Source organism: Arthrobacter sp. 01N444, from assembly GCF_056399305.1.
Window position 1 is genome coordinate 65,113 of the sequence record NZ_JBFTRB010000002.1, and the last position, 22,868, is coordinate 87,980.

At 67.1% G+C, this 22,868-nt stretch carries 23 protein-coding genes; 16 read left to right on the top strand and 7 right to left on the bottom strand.

The window, feature by feature from the left end:
- Positions 1 to 23: 23 nt before the first annotated feature.
- From AC1DKN_RS02540 to AC1DKN_RS02550, 3 genes are all read right to left on the bottom strand, one after another.
- Complete coding sequence (locus tag AC1DKN_RS02540; protein WP_476870385.1) at positions 24 to 2,240, bottom strand: S9 family peptidase; 2,217 nt, start codon at positions 2,238 to 2,240, stop codon at positions 24 to 26.
- Positions 2,241 to 2,267: 27 nt separating this feature from the next.
- Entirely contained in the window at positions 2,268 to 3,365 is a 1,098-nt protein-coding gene (locus tag AC1DKN_RS02545; RefSeq protein WP_476870386.1) for an LCP family protein, read from the bottom strand.
- Positions 3,366 to 3,440: 75 nt separating this feature from the next.
- Positions 3,441 to 4,436: an LCP family protein gene (locus AC1DKN_RS02550; protein ID WP_476859314.1), complete on the bottom strand. Its 996-nt coding sequence runs from the start codon at positions 4,434 to 4,436 to the stop codon at positions 3,441 to 3,443.
- A gap of 452 nt (positions 4,437 to 4,888) precedes the next feature.
- Between AC1DKN_RS02550 and AC1DKN_RS02555 the strand changes: the two genes are divergently transcribed.
- Positions 4,889 to 5,140 carry a hypothetical protein gene (locus AC1DKN_RS02555; protein WP_343213085.1) on the top strand — a complete coding sequence of 84 codons (252 nt, stop codon included), beginning with the start codon at positions 4,889 to 4,891 and terminating at the stop codon, positions 5,138 to 5,140.
- Between the two features lie 53 nt (positions 5,141 to 5,193).
- Here the strand turns inward: AC1DKN_RS02555 and AC1DKN_RS02560 are convergent, their stop codons facing one another.
- Both AC1DKN_RS02560 and arfB read right to left on the bottom strand, forming a co-directional pair.
- Positions 5,194 to 5,817, bottom strand: coding sequence for an arsenate reductase/protein-tyrosine-phosphatase family protein (locus tag AC1DKN_RS02560; RefSeq protein WP_476870387.1), 624 nt, complete (start codon positions 5,815 to 5,817; stop codon positions 5,194 to 5,196).
- Positions 5,818 to 5,955: 138 nt separating this feature from the next.
- Complete coding sequence (arfB, locus tag AC1DKN_RS02565; protein WP_476855587.1) at positions 5,956 to 6,378, bottom strand: alternative ribosome rescue aminoacyl-tRNA hydrolase ArfB; 423 nt, start codon at positions 6,376 to 6,378, stop codon at positions 5,956 to 5,958.
- A 104-nt stretch (positions 6,379 to 6,482) separates the two neighbouring features.
- Between arfB and paaA the strand changes: the two genes are divergently transcribed.
- The 7 genes from paaA to galU all read left to right on the top strand — a co-directional run bounded on the left by paaA (position 6,483) and on the right by galU (position 12,417).
- Positions 6,483 to 7,508 (top strand): 1,2-phenylacetyl-CoA epoxidase subunit PaaA, encoded by a 1,026-nt coding sequence (gene paaA / locus AC1DKN_RS02570; protein ID WP_476859315.1) that lies wholly within the window; start codon positions 6,483 to 6,485, stop codon positions 7,506 to 7,508.
- A complete protein-coding gene (paaB, locus tag AC1DKN_RS02575; RefSeq protein ID WP_476870388.1) occupies positions 7,505 to 7,864 on the top strand; it encodes a 1,2-phenylacetyl-CoA epoxidase subunit PaaB in 360 nt (119 codons plus the stop codon). The genes paaA and paaB overlap by 4 nt, the downstream gene beginning before the upstream one ends.
- 20 nt (positions 7,865 to 7,884) lie before the next feature.
- Positions 7,885 to 8,781: a 1,2-phenylacetyl-CoA epoxidase subunit PaaC gene (gene paaC, locus AC1DKN_RS02580; protein WP_476859406.1), complete on the top strand. Its 897-nt coding sequence runs from the start codon at positions 7,885 to 7,887 to the stop codon at positions 8,779 to 8,781.
- Positions 8,782 to 8,792: 11 nt separating this feature from the next.
- On the top strand, positions 8,793 to 9,365 hold the full coding sequence (gene paaD / locus AC1DKN_RS02585) for a 1,2-phenylacetyl-CoA epoxidase subunit PaaD (RefSeq protein WP_476870535.1): 573 nt from the start codon (positions 8,793 to 8,795) through the stop codon (positions 9,363 to 9,365).
- A gap of 15 nt (positions 9,366 to 9,380) precedes the next feature.
- Positions 9,381 to 10,607, top strand: a complete 1,227-nt coding sequence (gene paaE, locus AC1DKN_RS02590) for a 1,2-phenylacetyl-CoA epoxidase subunit PaaE (protein ID WP_476870389.1) — start codon at positions 9,381 to 9,383, stop codon at positions 10,605 to 10,607.
- A 41-nt stretch (positions 10,608 to 10,648) separates the two neighbouring features.
- Positions 10,649 to 11,428 carry an enoyl-CoA hydratase/isomerase family protein gene (locus tag AC1DKN_RS02595; protein ID WP_476870390.1) on the top strand — a complete coding sequence of 260 codons (780 nt, stop codon included), beginning with the start codon at positions 10,649 to 10,651 and terminating at the stop codon, positions 11,426 to 11,428.
- A 98-nt stretch (positions 11,429 to 11,526) separates the two neighbouring features.
- Positions 11,527 to 12,417: a UTP--glucose-1-phosphate uridylyltransferase GalU gene (gene galU / locus AC1DKN_RS02600; protein ID WP_476870391.1), complete on the top strand. Its 891-nt coding sequence runs from the start codon at positions 11,527 to 11,529 to the stop codon at positions 12,415 to 12,417.
- On the opposite strand, the gene AC1DKN_RS02605 is transcribed toward galU, so the two are convergent.
- Positions 12,414 to 12,878, bottom strand: a complete 465-nt coding sequence (locus AC1DKN_RS02605) for an Lrp/AsnC family transcriptional regulator (protein ID WP_026537452.1) — start codon at positions 12,876 to 12,878, stop codon at positions 12,414 to 12,416. The genes galU and AC1DKN_RS02605 overlap by 4 nt on opposite strands.
- A gap of 159 nt (positions 12,879 to 13,037) precedes the next feature.
- Here AC1DKN_RS02605 and pdhA point away from each other — a divergent pair, with 159 nt between their 5' ends.
- From pdhA to AC1DKN_RS02620, 3 genes are read left to right on the top strand one after another with little or no spacing between them, the layout of a single operon-like run.
- A complete protein-coding gene (gene pdhA, locus AC1DKN_RS02610; protein ID WP_476859318.1) occupies positions 13,038 to 14,261 on the top strand; it encodes a pyruvate dehydrogenase (acetyl-transferring) E1 component subunit alpha in 1,224 nt (407 codons plus the stop codon).
- On the top strand, positions 14,258 to 15,370 hold the full coding sequence (locus AC1DKN_RS02615; RefSeq protein ID WP_018775128.1) for an alpha-ketoacid dehydrogenase subunit beta: 1,113 nt from the start codon (positions 14,258 to 14,260) through the stop codon (positions 15,368 to 15,370). The genes pdhA and AC1DKN_RS02615 overlap by 4 nt, the downstream gene beginning before the upstream one ends.
- Positions 15,371 to 15,372: 2 nt before the next feature.
- The gene (locus tag AC1DKN_RS02620; protein WP_476870392.1) at positions 15,373 to 16,956 is read left to right on the top strand and encodes a dihydrolipoamide acetyltransferase family protein; all 1,584 of its coding nucleotides are present in this window, start codon (positions 15,373 to 15,375) and stop codon (positions 16,954 to 16,956) included.
- Positions 16,957 to 17,005: 49 nt separating this feature from the next.
- On the opposite strand, the gene AC1DKN_RS02625 is transcribed toward AC1DKN_RS02620, so the two are convergent.
- Positions 17,006 to 17,641 (bottom strand): TMEM175 family protein, encoded by a 636-nt coding sequence (locus tag AC1DKN_RS02625; protein WP_476859321.1) that lies wholly within the window; start codon positions 17,639 to 17,641, stop codon positions 17,006 to 17,008.
- 231 nt (positions 17,642 to 17,872) lie between these two features.
- On the opposite strand from AC1DKN_RS02625, the gene AC1DKN_RS02630 reads away from it, so the two are divergent.
- The 5 genes from AC1DKN_RS02630 (at position 17,873) to AC1DKN_RS02650 (ending at position 22,854) form a co-directional block, all read left to right on the top strand.
- Positions 17,873 to 18,688 (top strand): MBL fold metallo-hydrolase, encoded by an 816-nt coding sequence (locus AC1DKN_RS02630; protein ID WP_459385497.1) that lies wholly within the window; start codon positions 17,873 to 17,875, stop codon positions 18,686 to 18,688.
- A gap of 117 nt (positions 18,689 to 18,805) precedes the next feature.
- Positions 18,806 to 20,092 carry a MinD/ParA family ATP-binding protein gene (locus AC1DKN_RS02635; protein ID WP_476855598.1) on the top strand — a complete coding sequence of 429 codons (1,287 nt, stop codon included), beginning with the start codon at positions 18,806 to 18,808 and terminating at the stop codon, positions 20,090 to 20,092.
- Between the two features lie 36 nt (positions 20,093 to 20,128).
- Complete coding sequence (locus AC1DKN_RS02640) at positions 20,129 to 20,866, top strand: GAF and ANTAR domain-containing protein (RefSeq protein WP_476870393.1); 738 nt, start codon at positions 20,129 to 20,131, stop codon at positions 20,864 to 20,866.
- 38 nt (positions 20,867 to 20,904) lie between these two features.
- Complete coding sequence (locus AC1DKN_RS02645) at positions 20,905 to 22,119, top strand: MFS transporter (RefSeq protein WP_476855600.1); 1,215 nt, start codon at positions 20,905 to 20,907, stop codon at positions 22,117 to 22,119.
- A gap of 228 nt (positions 22,120 to 22,347) precedes the next feature.
- A complete protein-coding gene (locus AC1DKN_RS02650) occupies positions 22,348 to 22,854 on the top strand; it encodes a hypothetical protein (protein WP_476870394.1) in 507 nt (168 codons plus the stop codon).
- Positions 22,855 to 22,868: the final 14 nt, after the last annotated feature.

The window sequence follows — 22,868 nt, forward strand, 5'->3', positions numbered from 1 at the left end:
CCACGGAGCAACCGATGGGGTTCTTACTTCAGTCCGGATTCGGGCAGCAGTTCGGTGGCGCCGAGGGAATCGGCGACGAACGCGTAGTCCCAGGCCCGTTCGCGCCACTGCACGTACCGACCCGACGCGCCGCCGTGGCCGCCTTCCATCTCGATTTTCAGGACGACGGGTTCGCTGCCGGTGTTCACCTCGCGCAGCCGCTGCACCCACTTGGCCGGCTCCACGTAGAGCACGCGGGTGTCGTTGAAGCTGGTGACCGCGGCGATCTTCGGGTACGCCACGGCACGGACGTTCTCGTAGGGCGTGTACGACTTCATGTACGCGTACACGGCCGGGTCGGTGATTGGGTTGCCCCATTCCTCCCACTCCAGCGCCGAGAGCGGCAGGTCGGGGTCCAGGATGGTGGTCAATGCGTCCACGAACGGGACGGCGGCAACGATCGCCGCGTACTTTTCCGGCGCCAGGTTGGCGACCGCGCCCATGAGCAGGCCGCCGGCGGAGCCGCCCATCGCCGCGATCCGTGCCGGGTCGACCCAGCCGGAACCGGCGAGCCAGTCCGTGGCCGCAATGAAGTCGGTGAACGTGTTTTTCTTGTGCAGCTTCTTGCCGTCGTCGTACCAGTGCCGGCCCAGCTCGCCGCCGCCCCGGATGTGGGCGATCACAAACACGATGCCCCGGTCCAGCAGGGACAACCGGGGGATCCCGAAGCCCGGATCCATGCTCATTTCGTAGGAGCCGTAGCCGTACACCAGGCCGGCCGCCGTCGAATCCTGCCGGACGGAGGCATGGCGGAGGACCGAGAGCGGAATCCGGGTCCCGTCGGACGCCACCGCCCATTCCCGGGTGGCGACGTAGTCCGACGGCGTGTAGCCGCCCAGCACCGGGCTCTCCTTGCGCAGCAGGAGTTCACCGGCCGGGAGCTCCGGGGTGGGCAGCACAAAGTCGTAGACCCGCGACGGGGTGAAGTAGGAGGTGTAGCCCATCCGGATGACGGGCGCCTCGTAGTCGGAGCTCGCGACGCCGGCGGTATACAGCTCTTCGGCGAACGCAGGTTCCACGGCGGCGCCCTGCTCCGGGGTGCCCAGTCCTGCCAGGGGCAGGACCTGGACCCGTTCAATGGTGTCCTTGCGCACGGAGACCACCGCGTGGGTCGACGTGACGCCAGCGCCGTTGACCCGGACCTGATCGGAATGGGCGACGACGGTATCCCAGTGCTGCTCGGCGAGCGGCTTTGCGAGCTCGGCCGGCTCCACCAGCGAGACCATGGAATTGATGGCGTCCTTGTTGTGCGTGAGCAGAATCCGCTCCCGGCCCCGTCCCGTGGCTTCCGCCAGCAGGAACGGCTCGGCCTCGTAGAGGATGCGCTCGTCGCGGGAGATCACGGTGCGCAGGCCGGCGTCGGGGTCATCAAAGCGCAGCAGGCGGGTCTCGCTGAACTCGGAGCAGCCGATGCTGAGCACCAGGTGCCGCCGGTCGGCAGAGAGCTCGAAGCCGAGCCACATGGCGACGTCGTCCTCCTGGTAGATGACCGTGTCCCCGCCGACGGGTGTGCCGAGCACGTGGGACTTGACCTGGTACGGCCGCCACGAATCGTCCACCACGGTATAGAAGATCCGGCTGCCGTCGGGGGAGAAGGAGATGCCGTAGAAGACGTTCTCGATCACATCCGGCAGCAAGTCGCCGGTGCGGAGGTCCTTGATGCGCAGGGTGAAGCGCTCGTCGCCGGCGTTGTCCACGGCGTAGGCGTAGAGGGTGCCGTCGATGGTCGTGGCGGCCCCGCCCACGGCGAAGAACGGCTTGCCCTCGGCCTCGAGGTTGCCATCGAGCAGGACCTCCTCGCCGGGGATGACGACGCCGGCCTCCACGGCCGGGGGAGTCCAGTCCGCGACGCGGTCCCCGGTGTCCTGGCCGCGCACGCGGCAGTGGATGCCGTACTCCTTGCCCTCGACCGAGCGGGTGAAATACCACCAGCCGTCCTTGCGGTTCGGGACGGAAAGGTCAGTTTCCTGGGTGCGGCCCTTGATTTCCTGGAAGATTGCCTCGCGCAGCGGCTCCTGGTGCGCGGTCACGGACTCCTGGTAGGAGTTTTCAGCCTTGAGCAGGTCCACGACCTCTGCGGACTCCTTGTCGCGGAGCCACTCGTAGTTGTCCTCGAACGCGTCGCCGTGATGGGTGCGCACCGAGGGAACTTTCCGGGCGACGGGAGGCTGCGGGGACGGCTGGGCGGGAGTCTGGGTCATGGACCCAATCTACCGAAGAGCGGCGCCTCAATTGCCGTTCTGCAGATTGTTGGCCGCCACGTAGCCGGCAAGCGTTCCCGAGCGCAGTGCGGCGGAGAGCGCTGCGGTCGCGGCAGGGTCCTTCAGGACAATCGACTGGCCCTCCCGGCTGGTCCCGGTGCCGGCGGTCGGCAGGGTGAAGAACACGCCACGTCCCGGCGGCGTGCTCCGCAGGCCGAAGGCGAGGTTTTCCAGCGACTCCAGGGTGAAGCTTGCGTCCAGGGTCACGTGCGGCAGCACCGTCTTGATGAGTTTGCGGACGGTGCCGCGGTCCGCCAGGCCGCCTTCGGAAGCCAACTTGGCCATCATGGCTTTCAAGAACGTCTGCTGGTTCCGGACCCGCTGGTAATCGCCATCGGCGAAGGCATGGCGCTCGCGGACGAAGGCCAGGGCCTGCAGCCCGTTGAGGTGGTTCACGCCCGCCGGGAAGTGGACCTTGTCATCTGCGGTGGCGGTGAATGACTGTTTGATGTTGACGTCGACACCGCCGAGCGCGTCCGTCATGGCCGCGAACCCTTGAAAATCCAGCATCACCGTGTGGTCGATGTGCGCACCCAGCAGCGCCTCCACCGTCCGCGTCATCAGCGGCAGTCCGCCCAGTTCCAGCGCGGCATTCACCTTCGAGGTTCCGTGGCCGGGGATGTCCACCCAAAGATCGCGCATGATCGAGATGCCGTAGACGCTCTTCCGGTCCGCCGGGAGGTGGATCAGCACAAGAGCGTCGCCGCGCTGGTCGGAGGTGGTGCCGCGGGCCGCCGCCGCCCGCTCATTCACCCGGCTGTCGCTCCCGATCAGCAGGATGTTGAGGGCGACGGCGGGTGGTTCCGGGGTGGGCGTGGGGGTGGGCGCCGGCGTGGGGCTGGCCGCCGTCGCCGTCGCGGCCGCCGGGGCGGCGGCCGGTGCCGTGGCTCCGGCCGGAGCGGGGCTCCCGGGCCGCTGCACGGTGAGGACGTAGGCCGCGACGGCCACGACGACCGTGAGCAACGCCCCCAGGAGCAGAATAATCGGACGACGGCGGCCTGCCGCCGGGGACGGGGGAGGGGACGCCGCGGAAGCCGCGGCTGCTGGCTCCGGAGCGTTCCCCATGAACGGACGCTACCACTGCGCCCGGCCGCGGACTAAGGGTCCAAGGGCCTCTCCTGGCGCCTCGCCCGGCCGGGCTTAGTTGCCGTTCTCGAACTTGTTCGCGGCGACGTACTCGCCCAGGGTGTCAGAGGCCATCGCCGCGGAAATCTTTTGGATGGCGTCCGGGTCGGCCAGCACGATCGACTGGCCGTCCGTGGACGTTCCGATGCCCCCGGTCGGCAGGGTGAACATGACGGTGTTCTGCGCCCGGATGTCCTTGAGCTCGAGCCCCAGCCCTGCCACGGCTCCCGAATCAAAGGTCTTGTCGACCGTGACGAACGGCGAGACGGCACCGACCATGTTGTTGATGGTGATCGGGTTGCTCAGCGTCTGGCCGGCAGTCGATTTCTTGATGATGGCCCGCAGGAACTCCTGCTGGTTGCGGACCCGCTGGTAGTCGCCGTCGGCGTAGGCGTGGCGTTCGCGCACGAAGGCCAGGGCTTGGGTTCCGTCGAAGGTGTGCTGGCCCGGGGCGAAGGACTGGCCCGGCAGTGCGGTGGAGCTGAACGGCACCTTGATGTTCACAGTTACCCCGCCCATCGCGTCGGTGAGGCCCTTGAAGCCCTCGAAGTCGATCATCGCCACGTGATCGATGCGCTGGTGGAAGATCGACTCGATGGTCTGCACCATCAGCGGCGTACCGCCAAGGGCCAGTGCCGAGTTGATTTTCGCCTCGCCGTGCCCGGGGATGTCCACCCAGAGGTCGCGCATGATGGACATCGTGTAGATGTTCTTGCGGTCCGCCGGGATGTGCATGAGCATCAGCGTGTCCGCGCGCTGGTTCGTGGGCGTTCCGCCCGCGGCATCAGCCTCGGTGGCGCCGCGGCTGTCGCTGCCCATCACCAGGATATTCATCGCGGTGTTGGTCTTCTGCGGACGCGTGGACTCGTCGGGGAAGGCCTGCTCAATCTTGCTCGTGCCGGAGTCGAAGGTCCGTGCCAGGTTGAAGAGGTAGCCGCCAGCCACCACCGCGACGAGCGCCACGACTACGGCGACGGCGATCAGCACCTTGCGGCCCCGGTGTTTCCTCACGGGCCGCCGTTCCCTGGATCCGGCCGCGGGGACTTGGTCTGCGCTGTCGAAGGGGTGCGTCATGTATTCCTCTTGGTCAGTCGGGACGGTGCCCGGAATCTATCTGTCGCTACTCAGGCTGGCTGCACTCAGGCTGGCTGCGCCGGGGGCCAGGTGCCGGAAAGTGGGCCCGGTGGCGGCCTTCTTTACAGTACACCGGGCGCGGCAACAACAGTTTTGGACCAAGAAGGCACTAGATAACGCGGGGTTCCCCGGATATGAAGCGCACTGTTGCCTGCGTCACACTCCCTGCCTAGGCTGGGGGCGGTCGCAGCGTCGCGGCCAAACCGGTCGCAGCGTCGCGGCCAAAGCAGTAAATGCACGAACAGGGGAATCGTTTGAACCACAAACTCCGGGTTCTTGTCAGGCTCGACCTCGATTGCGGTCAGGCAGAAGTAGCAGCGCAGGGACATGTGACGGCAAGAAGCCTCCAGGCCCTGTACGTGGTGGTCAAGCGGGCGAATCACCTGAGAGAAGGACTCCATCTGGTGTTGGATGTCAGCCACGCCGTGGTGGAGCCGGCAGCCCTGGAGCAGCTGCGGGAGTGCTCAGCCTCCCACCACCTGCCCGCCGCCATTGATCCGCTTCAGTCCGAATGCCAGCTCAGCATCGTGGCGCCGGTGGAACCGATGGCGGTTCCCCGGGCCAGGAGGTTGGCGGCATAGCTCCGGGCCGTCGAACGAAAACCCCTCCGGGAGTGCCCGGCTCTTGCGGCCACTCAGCCGTTGTGGAACTCAGCTGTGGTGCGCGCGAAACGCAGGATGGTGAGGAGCGCGGGCGCGAGCTCGTACTCCATCTGCCGGTACATTCCCTCGCCGCGCCCGTAGGGATCCACGACGTCGTCCTCTGAAGCGTCCTGGGCAAGTGTCAGGTGCCGGACCGCAGCGGCCCGGGCGGGCAATTCGCGCCAAAAGCTTCTCAGGTCCACCGCCGGATCCGCCGTGCCATCCCGCTGGGTGCTGCCGCGCTGTTCCAGGACCCTCAGCATGCGCGCGAACTCGCGGATGGTGAACGTGCGCCGGAGCAGGGAGGCATCCATCTGCAGTGCTTCGCCGCGGTGATGTGCGGCCATGGTCAGGACCAGATCGGTGTCGCGCAGGATCGTCGGCGTCAACTGCCGGGCGGCAAAGCCGTCCGGTGTTCCGCCATAGCTCCGGATGATGTCCGCTGAGCTGGGCTGGACGGGCTCGCCCACCATGGCCCGGGTGCCGGCACTCTCTACCTCGAAGGCGCCGGGTTTCATCCGGTCAAGTCCTGCCTGGAGCAGGCGTTCTGCGACGGGGGAACGGCAGATGTTCCCTGTACAGACGGTCAGGATCCGAATGGGTGGGGACGACTCCAAGGCTTCCATTTTCCGTTTCGTGATGCTTAGCGGCGACGTAATGTTCGAGCTTATCTTCCCCCGGGCACGGGCGCGCGTTTCCCGCTGGCTGGATGACTGGCCCGACGGCTGGATGACTGGCTGGATGGCTGGACGGCGCTATTCGGCGGACGGCCGCCGTCGTTGCTGTTTCGTCGCTGCCCGCTGTTCCTTTGCGGCGAGGCGTCGACGGTTCGAGCCGCGGGTGGGTTTGGTCGCCCGGCGGCGGGCGGCCTCGGGGGCAAGGCCCTCTGCCACGAGGCCGGCGAGCTTGGCCAGGGCGATCTCGCGGTTGCGCAGCTGGGAGCGCTGCTCGGCGGCGGTCACGGTGATCACTCCGGCGATGAGGCGCCGTTCAAGGCGGGTGGCCAGTATCAGCCGTTGGCCATCCGAGAGCGCCGTCGAGGCCGCGACGTTCCACGAGAGTTCGACGCGGCTGTCCGAGGTGTTGACGTGCTGGCCGCCTGGCCCGGACGAGCGCGAGAACCGCCAGCGGAGTTCCGACGCGGGAATGGTGAGCGCGGCCGACACCTCCAGATCCATGCAACCAGCGTTACACGGATTCCTGTCCTTGACGCATCTCCGGCCTTCCGCATATCCTGAACGAACGGTCGGTAATTATTTATCCGAAATCATTAGGAGCAACCATGGCATCGCAGACCCTGCAGTCAGTGCCCGCCGAGCCATCGCAGGCACGGCATGAACTGAGCCCCGAGGACGCGGCCCGGCTCGACGCCGAGGGCCAGGCATACTTCGACAAGGTCATGGCGGAAGATTCCCGGATCGAGCCGCGTGACTGGATGCCCCCGGCCTACCGCAAGACGCTCCTGCGCCAGATCTCGCAGCACGCGCACTCGGAGATCATCGGCATGCAGCCCGAAGCCAACTGGATCTCCCGCGCCCCGAGCCTGAAGCGTAAGGCCATCCTCATGGCCAAGGTCCAGGACGAGGCCGGCCACGGTCTCTATCTGTATTCCGCTGCTGAAACCCTCGGCCAGCCGCGCGATCAGATGATGCAGGACCTGATGGACGGCAAGGCCAAGTACTCCTCCATCTTCAACTACCCCGCCCGCACCTGGGCCGACATGGGTGCCATCGGCTGGATGGTCGACGGCGCCGCGATCGCCAACCAGGTGCCGCTCTGCCGCGCCTCCTTCGGCCCCTACGGCCGGGCCATGGTGCGGGTCTGCAAGGAAGAGTCCTTCCACCAGCGCCAGGGCTTCGAGATCCTGCTGGAACTCTCCAACGGCACCCCCGAGCAGAAGCAGATGGCACAGGAAGCGGTCAACCGCTGGTACGCCCCCGCCCTGATGATGTTCGGCCCGCCGGACGACGATTCGCCCAACTCCAAGCAGTCCATGGCCTGGAACATCAAGCGGTTCAGCAATGACGAGCTCCGCAACCGGTTTGTCGGCATGATGATGGAGCAGGTCAAGGTCCTCGGCCTGACGCTTCCGGACAAGGACATCCGGTTCAACGAGGAAACCAAGAAGTGGGAGCACGGGCCGCTGGACTGGGATGAATTCCATGAAGTCCTGGCCGGCCGCGGCCCCTGCAACGCCCAGCGCCTGGAACGGCGCCGCGAGGCACACCAGAACGGCGCCTGGGTGCGCGAAGCCGCCGCCGCCTACGCCGAGAAGCAGAGCCGCAAGCAGAAGGAATCCGCAGCATGATCCCCAACGAATCCCCAACCTCGCAAGCTCGGCCGGGGACCCCTGTCGCCGTGGCCCCAACCGAACCCCACGCAGGAAACGTCTGGCCCATCTGGGAAGTATTCGTCCGCTCCAGCCGCGGCCTGTCCCACGTCCATGCAGGATCGCTGCACGCGCCCGACGCGGCCATGGCCCTGCGCAACGCCCGGGACCTCTACACCCGCCGCAACGAAGGGGTATCCATCTGGGTGGTCCCGGCCGAGGCCATCGCCTCCAGCGACCCCGATTCCAAGGGTTCCTTCTTTGAATCCCCCCAGGGCAAGGACTACCGCCACGCCACGTACTACACCAAGAGCGAGGGCGTGAAGCACCTGTGAGCACCACTCCCGAAACAGACATGCACGACAGCGGCCACGGCGACATCTCCGTCGGCGTATCCGGTGCGGGCGCCAGCGGTGACGGCACCGCGAGCGCCACCCGCATCACCCCTGGCAACGCCCTCCGTCCGGAAGACATCGCTCTCGCCGTCAACCGCGGCTCCGCGAAGCCGAGCGAGGACGCTGCCGAGTTCGCCCTGCGCCTGGGTGACGACGCACTGATCCTGGCCCAGCGCCTGGGTCACTGGATCTCCCGCGCGCCGGAGCTCGAAGAGGACGTCGCCCTCGGCAACATCGCCCTGGACGAACTGGGCCATGCCCGGTCCTTCCTCAGTTATGCCGGCGGCCTGGATGGGCGCAGCGAAGACGATCTCGCCTACTTCCGCCGCGAGCACGAGTTCCGCTCCGCGGCGCTCTTCGAGCAGCCGAACGGGGACTTCGCCGTCACCATCGCCCGGCAGTTCGTGGTCAGCTACTATCAGTTCGAGCTCTACCGCCGGCTGACGTCCTCCACCGACTCCACCCTGGCCGGCATCGCCGCCAAGGCGGTCAAGGAAGTTGACTACCACCGGGACCACAGTGCCCAGTGGGTGCTGCGCCTGGCCCTCGGCACGGACGAATCGCGCCGGCGCATGATCCAGGCGTTCAAAGTCGTCTGGCCCTTCGTCGATGAGTTGTTCCGCGACGACGAACTCACCGGACGCCTCAGCGAAGCCGGCGCCGCGCCGCAGCCGTCGAGCCTGCGCGAGGACTTCGACCGGCTCACCGGCGAGATCCTGGCCGAAGCCGAGCTCGAGGTCCCCAACGTCCAGCCATCACCGGGCGGGGGCCGCCGCGGCCTGCACTCCGAACACCTCGGCTACATCCTCGCCGAGATGCAGGTGCTCGCCCGCGAGTACCCCGGAGCCAACTGGTAGGGACCATGGAAATGTTTGTCTCCGATCCGGAAACCGCCGAGCGCCGCAACGCCGCCAAGGGCAATACTGCCCGGGAGAAGGCCTGGGCGGTCGCTGCCACCGTGTGCGATCCCGAAATCCCGGTCCTCACCATCGCGGACCTCGGCATCCTGCGCGATGTCCAGGTCTCGACGGAACCAAGCACTGACGACGGCGGGATGGTTCCCGCCGTCCAGGTCATCATCACCCCGACGTACTCCGGCTGCCCCGCCATGGACGCCATCCGGGATGACCTCACCACGGCTTTCCACCGCGCGGGGTACCCGAGCGTCCGGGTCGAACTAGTCCTCTCGCCGGCCTGGACCACTGACTGGATGAGTGCCGATGGCAAGGCCAAGCTGGAGCAGTACGGGATAGCCCCACCCTCGGGCCACTCGGCGGCCACCCGGCACGCCGGCCCGGTCCGGCTCGCGCTCGCCGTCAAGTGCCCCCAGTGCTCATCCCTGAACACCAAAGAACTCACCCGCTTCGGTTCCACCTCCTGCAAGGCCCTCTACGTGTGCCAGGACTGCAAGGAACCGTTCGACTACTTCAAAGTCTTGTAAGGAACAGGTGCTTCCATGAAGGTTGTCCGCCAGACCGCCGCGGAGTCGGCCGCAGCCACCGGCCGCCGTCGTGCGTCCTTTCACACCCTGACGGTGGACGAGGTCCGCCGGCTCACCGACGACGCCATCGAGGTGACGTTCGGTGTCCCGGCCGAGCTCGCCGGACAGTTCGACTACCTGCCGGGACAGTACGTCGCGCTGCGCACCACTTTGCCCGACGCCGACGGCCAGCCGCACGAGATCCGCCGCAGCTACTCGATCTGCGCCGAACCGCGCAGTTTCGCGGACGGCAGCAGCGAAATCCGCGTGGCCATCAAGAAAGACCTCGGAGGCCTGTTCTCCACTTGGGCCAATGCCGAGCTCAAGGCTGGCGACGTCCTCGACGTCATGAGCCCCATGGGAGCCTTTGTCTCCAAGCACGGCCGGGACGGCAAGTCCGTGGAACAGAACGTCATGAACTCCATGAACCATCCGGAAGAGTTGGCGGGCGAGCCCGGCTCTTTCGTGGCGATTGCCGCTGGCTCCGGCATCACTCCCGTGATCGCCATTGCCCGCACCCTGCTGGCGGCCCACCCGGAAACCCGCTTCGACCTCGTCTACGCCAACAAGGCCGCGATGGACGTGATGTTCCTGGAAGAACTCGCGGACCTGAAGGACAGATACCCCGCCCGGCTGGCCTTGCACCACGTCCTTTCGCGTGAACAGCGGATCGCGCCGCTGCTCAGCGGCAGGATCGACGCCGAGAAGCTCCAGGCGCTGCTGGGCACCGCGATCCACGCCGACGACGTCGACGAATGGTTCCTCTGCGGCCCGTTCGAACTCGTCCAGCTCTGCCGGGACACCCTCGCCGCGCGCGGCGTCGCCCCGGAGCATGTCCGCTTCGAACTGTTCACTTCCGGCAAGCCGGAGCGCCCCGAGGGCAACATTGGCCGGCCCGTGGTCACGGACGAATCGAAGGAAACCTACAAGATCACGTTCAAGCTGGACGGGCTGCAGGGCGAAGTGGCCAGCCCCACCCATGCCCGCGAGTCCATCCTCAACGCCGCCCTCCGGGTCCGCCCCGATGTGCCGTTCGCCTGCGCCGGCGGCGTCTGCGGCACCTGCCGGGCCAAGGTGGTCAGCGGCAACGTCACCATGGATGAGAACTACGCCCTGGAGCAGGATGAACTCGACAAGGGCTACGTCCTGACCTGCCAGTCCCACCCCACCACACCGGAAGTCACGGTCGACTTCGACGTCTAAGGTTTTTCGACGTCCAGGCCTTTTCAAATCCAAGGAGCCCCATGATCTCCCTCTCCATTGCCGACGGCGTCGCCGAGGTCGTACTCGACGCCCCGCACAAGCTGAACTCCCTCGACGAGCAGGCACTCGCGGATTTGTCCCGGGCGTACGACGACGCCGCTGACGCCGCCGCGCGCGGCGACGTCCGGGCGCTGCTGCTCCGCGGCGAAGGCCGGGCCTTTTGCGCCGGCCGTGACATTGCCGGCGTTACACCGGAGAGCGATGACGCGCAGGCCTACCTCGGCGGGCTCGTCCAGCCGCTGCTGAAGAAAATGAGCGCCTTCCCCGCGCCCACGTTCGCCGCCGCCCAGGGCGCCTGCCTCGGCGTGGGGCTGGGGCTGCTGCTGGCCACGGATGTGGTCTACGTGGCAGAGAATGCCAAGGTCGGCTCACCGTTCGCCAAGCTCGGCGCCACCCTCGATTCGGGCGGGCACTGGTATTTCACCGAGCGCCTCGGCATGCACCGGACCCTGGACCTGATCTACACCGCCGAGCTCATGAGCGGCGCCGACGCCGTGGCGCAGGGCCTCTTCAGCCGGGCCATGCCCGCGGCGGAACTGCTGGAGAATACCCGCGCCATCGTGGCCAACGTTGCCACTGGTGCCACGGGTGCGTTCCGGGCCAGCAAAGAACTCGTCGCGCACATCCGGGACCAGCGGCTGGGGCTGTGGGAGGCCATGGAAGAGGAAAACGCAGAACAGGCACGGCTGTGCAAGAGCGAGGACTACGCCGAGGGTTTCCGGGCCTTCCAGGAGAAGCGCAGCCCGGTTTTCAAGGGCTGAAGGCCGGCCTGGTCGGGGGTCCCGGAAACGCATTTCCCGGGTACTCGTCTTTGCTTCGAAGCATTCTCATTTCCGGAACCCGCTTGTAATGTTCGGTTATGACTCTGGGGAAATCTGTAAATAAGGCTGTCATACCCGCGGCGGGACTGGGAACGCGGTTCCTGCCGGCAACTAAGGCGATGCCAAAGGAAATGCTGCCCGTGGTCGACCAGCCGGCCATCCAGTACGTGGTGGAAGAAGCCGTCCGGGCCGGGCTGACGGATCTGCTCATGGTGACCGGGCGCCAGAAGCGGGCGCTGGAGGACCACTTTGACCGCGAGCCCTCGCTGGAGCACGCCCTCGAACTCAAGGGTGATTTCGACAGGCTGGAGGCCGTCCGCCACGCTTCCCGCCTGGGCCCGCTGCACTACGTGCGCCAGGGCGACCCCAAGGGGCTCGGTCATGCCGTCCTCTGCGCCCGCCAGCATGTCGGGTACGAACCGTTCGCCGTCCTGCTGGGCGATGACCTGATCGACGAGCGGGACGAGCTGCTGACATCCATGATGGATGTCCAGGCCCGGACTGGCGGCTCCGTTGTGGCCCTGATCGAGGTGGATCCGGCGGAAATCAGTGCCTACGGCTGCGCCGACGTTTCGGCGGTGCCGGGCGAGGACCATGTGCGGGTCAACCGGCTCGTGGAGAAGCCCGCCGCCGCCGAGGCCCCGTCCAACCTGGCCGTGATCGGCCGGTACATCCTGCATCCGGAGATTTTCGATGTCCTGGAGGACACCCCGCCCGGCCGCGGCGGCGAAATCCAGCTCACGGACGCGCTGCAGACCCTTGCCGTGTCCGACTGCGAGGGCGGAGGCGTCTACGGGGTGGTCTTCCGGGGCCGCCGGTACGACACCGGAGACAAACTGAGCTACCTCAAGGCGGTCATCTCGATCGCAGCCGACCGGGTGGAATTCGGCGAAGAGCTCCGGGCCTGGATGAAAGCGTTCGTCAGTTAGCGGGTGTCCAGGTCCTCGAACACCAGGAACGTCTGGGTGTCCAGGACTCCGGGCATGGACTGCAGCTGATCGAAGATCACCCGGCGAAGGTCGATGTTGTCCACAGCGCGCACCAGCAGGATGACATCGAAGTCCCCGCCGACCAGAGCGATGTGATGGACCTCGGGGATCGCGCGCAGGAGTTCGCGCAACTCGCGCCAGGAATGCTGGCGCACTTTCAGCGTGACGTAGGCAGACGACTTCAACCCGGCTTTGATGGGATCCACCAGGGCGGTGAACTTGGTCAGGACGCCTTCGCCCGTGAGCCGGGCGATCCGGGTGTAGGCGTGGGCGCGGGAAATGTGGACGTTCTCGGCCACCTGTGTCACCGACATCCGGCCGTCCCGGGTCAGCTCCGCGATGATGTTCCGGTCCACATCGTCCAGCGGTACCGCCACCTGCTCTGATTCGAGCTCTGCCATTCGTCTACGACCCCCGCCGGTAATCCAGCTCACACTTACGATTTGTCTTCCAGACTAGGGCAAATTTGTGGACATCTCCACGATTCACGGGAGAGGTGGATACGAAACATCAGCTGGCGGCATACTGGGAAAGATTAGTGGCTACAGAAGGACGGACCAATGACGATCTCCGCAGACCACGCTGCGCAGCCAGCTGCGCAGCAGGCCGCGCAACAAGATCCAGCCGGTGATGCCGTGAGCAAGTTCGGTATCACCGTTGAGGACTACATGCTGCCCGCACGCCACCAGATCCAGATGGTGGGCCCGGACGGAACCCTGAATCCCCACACGGAACAGGGTACCCAGCCGGGGCACGAGTACAGCCTGCCCAGCGAGACCGAACTGATGGCCGCCTACGAGCAGCTCGTCATCGGCCGCCGCGTCAATGACCAGAACTCCGCGCTGGTCCGGCAGGGCCGCATGGCCGTCTACCCCTCGAGCCACGGCCAGGAGGCGTGCCAGGTTGCCGCCGCACTGTGCCTTGCCGAGGGTGACTGGCTGTTCCCCACCTACCGCGACTCCGTGGCCGTCATGGCCCGGGGCGTGGATCCGGTCCAGACGATGACGCTCTTCCGCGGCGACTGGCACGGCGGTTACGACCCCGCCAAGAACAAGGTCGGCATCCAGTGCACCCCGCTGACCACCCAGTTGCTGCACGGCGTCGGCGTTGCCCACGCCGCCAAGCTGCGCGGCGAGGACACCGTGGTCCTGGCCATGTGCGGCGACGGCGCCACGAGCGAAGGCGATTTCCACGAGGCCCTGAACTTCGCCGCCGTCTTCCACCTGCCAGTGGTCTTCTTCGTCCAGAACAACCAGTACGCGATCTCCGTACCGCTGGCGCACCAGTCCGTTGCGCCCTCCCTGGCACACAAGGCCGTGGGCTACGGTATGGCCGGCGAACGCGTGGACGGCAACGACATCGTGGCACTGCTCGCCGTCCTCGGCCGGGCCGTCAAGCTCGCCCGGGAAGGTTCCGGCCCGCTGCTGGTGGAGGCGCACACCTACCGGATGCAGGCGCACACCAACGCCGATGACGCCACCCGCTACCGGCAGGACAGCGAAGTCGCCGAATGGGTGGCGAAGGACCCGCTGAGCCGGATGCAGACCTACCTGACGGACCGCGGCCTGCTGGACGACGACCGCGCCGCCGTGATCGCCGACAAGGCGGAGGCGGTAGCCACGCAGCTGCGCGAGGGCCTCAGCGAAGAGGTGCCGGTGGAACCGCAGGATCTCTTCAAATACGTCTTCTCCACCCCCACACCACAGCTGAAAGAACAGTCCGCCATGCTCGCCGACGAACTGGCCCGCGACGCCGCATCCACCTCAAGGGAGGCCGGGAAATGAGCCCTACCATCACCACGTCCTCCGAGGCGAACGGCAACGTCAGCGCCGCGACCGCCCGCGCCGCCGCCAAGGCTGCTGTTGCGGCCGAGCAGGCCGGCCCGCAGACCATCACCCTGGCCAAGGCCCTGAACACCGCGATGGCGGACGCCATGCACGCGGACCCCTCGGTCCTGGTCTTCGGCGAGGACGTCGGCATGCTCGGCGGCGTCTTCCGCATCACGGACGGGCTCACCAAGACCTTCGGCACGAGCCGCTGCTTCGACACCCCGCTGGCCGAATCCGGAATCGTCGGCATGGCCGTCGGCATGGCCATGAACGGCATGCGCCCGGTCATCGAAATGCAGTTCGACGCGTTCGCCTACCCCGCGTTCGAACAGATCGTCAGCCACGTCGCCAAGATGCACAACCGCACCAAGGGCGCCGTCAAGCTGCCCATGGTCATCCGGGTCCCGTACGCCGGCGGCATCGGGGGAGTGGAGCACCACTGCGACTCCTCCGAGGCCTACTACGCGCACACGGCCGGCCTGAAGGTCTTCACCCCCGCCACCGTGGCCGACGGCTACCGGATGCTTCGCGAAGCCATCGACTCCGATGACCCCGTCATGTTCATGGAGCCCAAGAAGCTGTACTGGTCCAAGGACCAGGTGGACCTGGACGCGCTGCGCGCCGAGCACGCCGCGAACACCGAGCGCGGCACGTCCTCCGAGGGCCGGGCCGCCGTCGCCCGCCCCGGCACCGACGCCACGCTGATCGCCTACGGTCCGTCCGTTCCGACGGCACTCGCCGCAGCGGCCGCCGCCGCCGAGGAAGGCCGCTCGCTGGAAGTGATCGACGTCCGCTCGATCGTGCCGTTCGATGATGAGACCGTCTGCGCCTCGGTCCGCAAGACCGGCCGCGCCGTGGTGATCGCCGAGGCCCACGGCTTCGCGTCCGTGGCCTCGGAAATCGTCGCCCGGGTCCAGGAACGCTGCTTCCACCACCTGGCCGCACCGATCCGCCGCGTCACCGGCTTCGACGTGCCCTACCCGGCGCCGAAGCTCGAGCACTACTACCTGCCCGGCGTGGACCGCATCCTCGACGCCGTTGACGACCTCCAGTGGGAAGACTGACCATGAGCGAACCGAAAGTATTCCTCCTGCCGGACCTGGGCGAAGGCCTCACCGAGGCCGAGCTCGTGAACTGGCTCGTGGCCGTGGGCGACGAGATCCGCGTGGACCAGCCGATCGCCGAGGTGGAGACCGCCAAGTCCATGGTGGAGGTGCCCTCCCCGTACGCCGGCACCGTGGCCGTGCTGCACGGCGAGCCCGGCCAGACGCTCGACGTCGGCAAGCCGCTGATCTCTGTGATGCCGGTTGGTGTTGCTGTTTCCGGCGCTTCCGTCGGTGGCGCCGCCACAGGCGATGCCGCCCCCGCCCCTTCGCCGGACAGCATTCGTCCTGCGGACGATGCTGCCGGCTCCGGAAGGCCCGATGCCACTCCCGGGGCGGCATCATCCGCGCCGGCTGGTTTCGCTGCTGGCACACCGGCCGCCGCTCCTGTTTCTTCGCCTGCTGCTGTTGCGGCTGAGGCTTATCGCGAGGAGGAGAAGGCCGGGTCCGGCAATGTCCTGATTGGTTATGGGACTCCCGGCGGGCATGGGGTTGCCCGCCGGACCCGGGCTCCTAAGCGGGCTGCGGGGGCCGAATCGGTTTCCGGGGTCTCTGCTGCCGAGAAGGCTGCCGATGACCTGGTGCTGCTGCGCACCCGGGTTCCCGGGAAATTGGGGGCCGTTATTTCTCCGCTGGTTCGCCGGATGGCGCGCGATCATGGGGTTGATTTGGGGGAACTCCAGGGCTCGGGGGCCAGCGGGCTCATCATGCGGCGCGATGTTGAGGCCGTCATCAAGCCGTCGCCGGTGGTTGAGCGTCCGGCTGCTGCGGAGTCTGCCGCGCCGGCCGCGCCTGCCGCGGGTTCCGGCACCGACGCGCGCACCGGTCTGGGCATTTCCGGACGCACGGCGGTCCGGGGAGTGCGGAAGGCCGTCGCGGCAAACATGTCGCGCAGCCGCTCCGAGATCCCGGAAGCCACGGTGTGGGTGGACGTGGACGCCACTGCGCTGGTGGAGATGCGTGCCGCGCTGAAAAAGGCGGACCCGCACAACACCCCGGGCCTGCTGGCCTTCATCGCACGGTTTGTCACTGCCGGGCTCAAGAAGTTCCCGGAGCTCAACACCCGGATCGTGACCACGGAGGATGCGGCGGGTGGGGCGATGCAGGAGATTGTGGCCTTCGACGGCGTCAACCTCGGGTTCGCGGCACAGACTGACCGCGGACTGATGGTGCCGTCGGTGCGGAACGCGGACAAGCTCAGCGCCCGCGAACTGGACGCCGAAATCCGCCGCCTCACCGCCGTCGTGCGCGAGGGCAAAGCGACCCCGGCGGAACTGGGCAGCGGCACGTTCACGCTGAACAACTACGGCGTGTTCGGGGTTGACGGTTCCGCCGCGATCATCAACCACCCCGAGGTGGGGATCCTCGGCGTCGGGCGGATCATCGACAAGCCCTGGGTGGTCAACGGCGAGCTCGCCGTCCGCAAGGTCACCGAGCTGACGCTCACGTTCGACCACCGGGTGTGCGACGGCGGAGCGGCCGGCGGCTTCCTGCGCTACGTCGCGGACGCGATCGAGAACCCGGGGTCGGCACTCGCGGACATGTGAGGCTTAACCGGGGATCTGCATCCCGGGTGAGGGGACAGGGGCCGCGCAATCACTCTTGTGCGGCCCCGGCGGCCCCTGCGGTCCCCGGCCGCGCCGAAAGCCACCGTGCCAGCCACGACGCCGGCAGGAGCAGCAGCCACGCGAACGGCGTGTAGGCCTTGAGGACGAACGCCGCGGGAATTGAGAGCAGGAAGACCAGCGCCACGGCAATCCGCGCATAAAAGATCCGGCGGTGGACGTGGGCGGCCATCTCGCGGTCCATGAGCCCCGCATGCTTCGCATAGCCCCAGATGGCCGCCAGCATCAAATAGACAGCGGCAATGTTGGCGGCGTACAGGACGCTGGGCCACGGGGTGGGGTCGTCCCCGTAGTCGCTGAGGATCGACGTCGGACCGGGCAGCATGGCGATGAAGAACAAGAGGGCAAGATTCAGCCAGGCCAGGTTCGCATTGAAGCGGCGGATCAGGGCAAAGTCGGAGTGGTGGGACATCCACGTCTTGGCGATGATGACAAAGGACAGGGCGTACGCCAGCAGCTGCGGCAGGGCAGCAACCAGGGCGTCGTCCACCTGGTCCGCGGGAATTCCTTCAGGCAGTTTCAGGTCCAGGGCCAGGAGGGTCAGGGCGATGGCGAAGACGGCATCGCTGAAGAACACCATCCGTTCCAGGGACGTGCCGGATTTCAACGGGAGCCACCCCCATTCGTTCGGTGGAGCACCTGGCTCATCGAGGGAAGTAGCCCACAGGCTACACCGCCGCGCGGGCCACGACGAGGGGTCCGGGCATACCCGCCACAGGGACGGGACGGGCATGCCCTGAAGGGAAATGCCAGCCAGCGCGGGTAGAATCGAGGCCTGTACAGCACCAACAACGCTGGACCAACAATGCCGGAAAAGCGTCGGAAATACGGAGATTCAATGTCACGATGGCTCGAGGTCGGTCCGGACAACTACGTACTGACAACTCAAGGTTCCCTGCTCAACACGGGTCTGGTGGTCGGCACCGAACGCGCCATGGTGATCGACACCGGCGGCGGGCCCCGGCAGGGCCGCGAGATCCTGGCTGCCGTGCGGGAAAAGACCGGGCTGCCGCTCGTCGTGGTCAACACGCACGCCCACTATGACCACTTCTTCGGCAACGCAGTCTTCGCCAGTGAGGGCGTCACGGAGTTCTGGGCTCACGAGAACTGCGCCGCGGAAATCGAGGAGAACGGTGACGAGCAGCGCCGGCTGGTGGCCTCCGCGGAACCCGAAATGGCGGCCGGTCAGGGCTCCGACGCTGAGTTGGTGGTTCCCAACGCCATCGTGAAGGACCAGCCGGTCCTGGTGGATCTTGGCGGGCAGACCGCCACCTTGTTCTATCTGGGCCGCGGACACACCGACGGCGACCTCCTGGTCGGCACGGCAAGCACCCTCTTCGCCGGCGACCTCGTCGAACAGGGTTCCCACCCGTCCTTCGAGGACTCATTCCCGGAAGACTGGGCCGACGCCCTCCGGCACCTCTCCGCGCTGCGGCACCGCTACGAATTCCTGATTCCCGGCCACGGCGAACCGTGCTCGGACCAGTTCGTCAAGACCATGGCCAACACCATGACCACCGCGGTCCGGCAGGCGATCCAGGCCACCCGGGAAACCCCGGACGACGCCACCAAGGCCATCCCGATCCTGCCGTACGGCCCCGAACAGTCGCGCTGGTTCATCAAGCGCCTGCAGGACACGCGGGCCCACCGCTAGGGCCGGGAAATTGGCGGTAATGGTAAGTGTGCTCATTACTGCCCCTAGACTTGTTCCTTGAACGATGTCAATCGAGCACTGCAGCGGTCTGCGCTGTGATCCCTGGGGGGAACGAACATGCCAGAACCGGTCGAAAACAAGACCGCCAACGCCCTCGCTGAAGCTGAAACAGCTGCAGAGCAGGCCCAACTCCCGCGTCGGAGAGACCGCCGCCGCGGCGACGACTCCGACGCCTGGACAGGAACCATGCCCATCATTTCGAGCAACCAGGCCGAACAGCGCCCAACAGCCCCCAGCAGTTCCTGGGCGGAGGCCGCCGCTGCCGCTGACGCGCCGGCGCGCCCGCAGCCTGCCAAACCGTCCAAGGATCCCGTGCTGAAGCCGCCTGCCCCCGAGGCCGCACCTGCCGTGCCCGCCCAGCCCACCCGTTCCACCCGTTCGGCCAGCAAAGCCGCGGCCCTGGCCGACGCCCCGCTGCCCGACTTCATCAGCTCACCGGGTCTTTTTGTCCGCGAGCAGAAGCCCCGGCCCGTCGGCGGTTTCCGCGGTGCCCTCTACAACCTGACCGGCGGCGGCCTGAACCTTGGCCCGAGCGCCAGGCAGCGTGAGGAAGACGAACTGGCCCGGCGCATCTCCCGCCAGCTCCAGGGCAGCTACAACACGGCCGTCCTGAGCCTCAAGGGCGGCATCGGGAAGACCTCCACGACGGTCGGCGTCGGACTGACCCTGGCCGAGTTCCGCGGCGATCCTCCGTGCGCCATCGACGCCAACCCCGATTCCGGCGATCTCGTCGAGCGCGCCCTCGGCGAGGGGATCTACCAGCAGCAGAGCCCGCGCACCATCACGGACCTGCTCAGGAACATCGAGTCAGTCGATTCCCTCACCGCCCTGGCCCGCTACATGCACCACGCCGGCAGGCTCCACCTCATTGCCGGCGAGCAGGACCCCGAGGTCTCAGATTCGCTGACGGCCGAGGAATACCTGCGGATCCGCAAGCTCATCTCCGCCTACTACTCCGTGGCGCTGATCGACTGCGGCACGGGCGTGACCCACAATGCCATGAGCGGCATCCTGCAGTCGGCGGACAACCTGATCATCGCGGCCGGCTATGCCGTCAGCGGCGCCAAGCGGGCCCGCAGCACGCTTCACTGGCTGGCCAGCCACGGCTACGAAGACCTGGCCCGCAACGCCGTCGTGGTCATCACGGACAAGGACGAGGTGTCCACCCGGGTGGACAAGGACGCCATCGAGGAACACCTGTCCGGCATCTGCCGCCAGTTGATCGCGGTTCCGCACGACCGCGGAGTGGCCGACGGCGACCTCGTCACCCTTGATGTGCTTCGCCCCGAAACGCGGCGCGCGTACCGGGAGATCGCCGCGGCAATCGTCGACGGGTACGTCTAAGCGCGACCCGTGCCGACCTCCGCGGTACATTTGAGCATGGCCAACAACTCGCTCGGGGTCGACGCCGCCCGCCACCTCCAGGACCTGCTTTTGGGGACCGACAACGTCGAGGACTTCCTGGGCCGCCTTGCGGAGTTCTCGGCCGCCACGCTGAGCCGTACGACCGGCGCCGAGATTGAGTGCGGCGTGACCCTGCAGCGCCGCAAGCGGACCATGACGGTCGCGGGCAGCAGCCAGCGGGCGGTCACCCTGGACCGCATCGAACAGACCCTCGGTGACGGCCCCTGCATCGAGGCGCTGCGGACCAGGTCCGTGGTCTTGCTGGCGGATGTCGACGCCGATCCCCGCTGGCCCGACTACCAGCGCCAACTTGCCGCCAACGGGTGCCGCAGCACGCTCGGCGTTCCGCTGGAAATCGGCGACGACGCCGCCGCGGCCCTGAACTTCTTCGGCGCGGACACCGGGCTGTTCACGGACGACATCATTGCGGAGGCGGCCGGATTCGCCGACCTCGCCGGCCGCGCCCTCCGGCTGGCCGTGCGGCTCGGAACCTTCCAATCCCGGGCCGAAGATCTCCAGGCGGCCATGGAACACCGCACTTCCATTGATCTGGCCTGCGGCGTGATCATGGCCCAGAACCGCTGCTCCCAGGACCAGGCCATGGCCATCCTCACCAGGGTCTCCAGCAACCGGAACCAAAAGCTCCGGGAAGTCGCCGAGGACGTGCTCCGGCACCTCACCAGCGAGGAAGTCCGCACCCACTTCGACGCTTAGGGCAGGGACGGCCGCGGCGGGTGCCTAGGATGAAGGGGATGACCACCACACGCCTCGCGCCCTTCAGCCTCCGCAGCATCGCCGTTCCCGCGTTCGGGCCGGCCCTCATGTTCAGCCTGGGGGAGGGCGCGATCCTGCCCGTGGTCGCCCTGTCCGCCCGTGATCTTGGCGCCTCCGTGGCCGGGGCCGCGCTGATTGTGACGCTGATCGGCCTCGGATCGTGGTTCTTCAACCTGCCGGCGTCGCTGATCACCCTGAAATTCGGGGAACGCTGGGCGATTGTGGGGGCCGCGGCCGCTAGCGCGTTCGCCCTCGCCGCGGCGGCGGTCGCTCCGCTGTTTTCCGGCGGCCTCTGGGTGCTGGCAGCGGCGATGGTGGTGGTCGGCATGGCCGCCAGCGTATTCAGCCTGGCCCGGCAAAAATACCTGACCGAGGCCGTGCCGGTCATGCTCCGGGCCCGGGCCCTGTCCACCCTCGGCGGCGTCAACCGGATCGGGATCTTCATCGGCCCGTTCGTTGGCGCCGCCGTGATGCAGTTTGCCGGCATCAGCGGGGCCTACTGGGCCGGCGTCGTGGCGATGGCCGCCGCGGCGGCCGTGTCAGTCACCATCCCCGACCTCGAGGCGAAGCCGCAACCGGCCGACGGCCTTCCCGTGCAACAGCCCACCTTGCGCAGCGTCGCGGTGTCCCACGCCGGCGTCTTCCTGAGCGTGGGGGCCGGGGTGCTGCTGCTGAGCGGGCTGCGCGCCTCGCGCCAGGTGGTCATCCCGCTGTGGGCCGATCACCTGGGCCTGGACCCCACCCAGGCCTCGCTGATCTACGGGATCTCCGGGGCGATCGACATGCTGGTGTTCTATCCGGCGGGAAAGCTGATGGACCGCAAGGGCCGGCAATGGGTGGCCGTGCCGTCCACACTGATCATGGGGACGGCCATGGTGCTGATTCCGCTCAGCACGGGCTTCGTCTCGCTCATGCTGGCGGCGCTCCTGATCGGCTTCGGCAACGGGATCAGCTCGGGCCTGAACATGACGCTCGGGGCCGACTTCTCGCCGGACAACGGCCGCGGCCAGTTCCTGGGCATCTGGCGCTTCATGGCCGACGCCGGCGCGACCGGCGGGCCCGTGCTGCTCTCCGCCGTCACCGCCGCCGTGTCTCTCGGGGCCGGCGTGGCCGCGACCGGTGTGATCGGCTTCGCCGCCGCGGCCGTCTTCGCCGTGACCATTCCGCGGCTCAAACACCGCCGGAACTACTGACCGGCCGGGGCGCCGGCGCCCAAGCAGGCAGTGATTAACAGGTAGCGACTACTCGGGCGACGCCTGCGTGGGCTCAGTAAGGTCGGGGAACCGCGCCGGTGCATCGAGACCGGCCCTTTGTGGGGCGGCACGAGTGCCGCAGTCAGGGTCCGCCCGTGATTATTTGCAGCGCATGGTCTCCGCCCGGACGGGTGATGCGTTTCGACGCAAAAAAATGAGGAGATGCTCATGTTAGGAAAACAGTCCCGCTGGTTCGCGCCCCTGGCCGCAACAGCGGCTCTGCTATTTGCTGCTTCGCCCGCGGGTGCAACTGTCACACGTCCGCCCAACCCGCCGGATTTTGTTGTTCCGGCCGACCTAGCGTGCGGCTTTGATCTGGGCGTCTCCGGCACCGGCGGAAAGATTACACGGATTGACTTCAAAAACGGCAACTTCTTTCAGGTTGGCAAGGGAGTCATACTGACCTATACCAACTTGAGCAACGGGAAGACGTACAGGGTAAACACGGCCGGAACAGTGGCCAAATTCACCCAAAATCCGGACGGAAAAACTTGGACGTTCAGCGCCGCAGGCCACTTTGGGTTTATCTTCTTTCCGACAGATGCGCCCGGGGCCGGGGCCTTCCAGTACACCGGACAGTTGAAGCTCACCATTGACTCGCCGACGACCGTGAACGTGCTCTCCGTGGACTCCAGCGGAGGCAAAGCCGTGGACATCTGCGCACGCCTCAAGTAGCTATCGCAGGATCT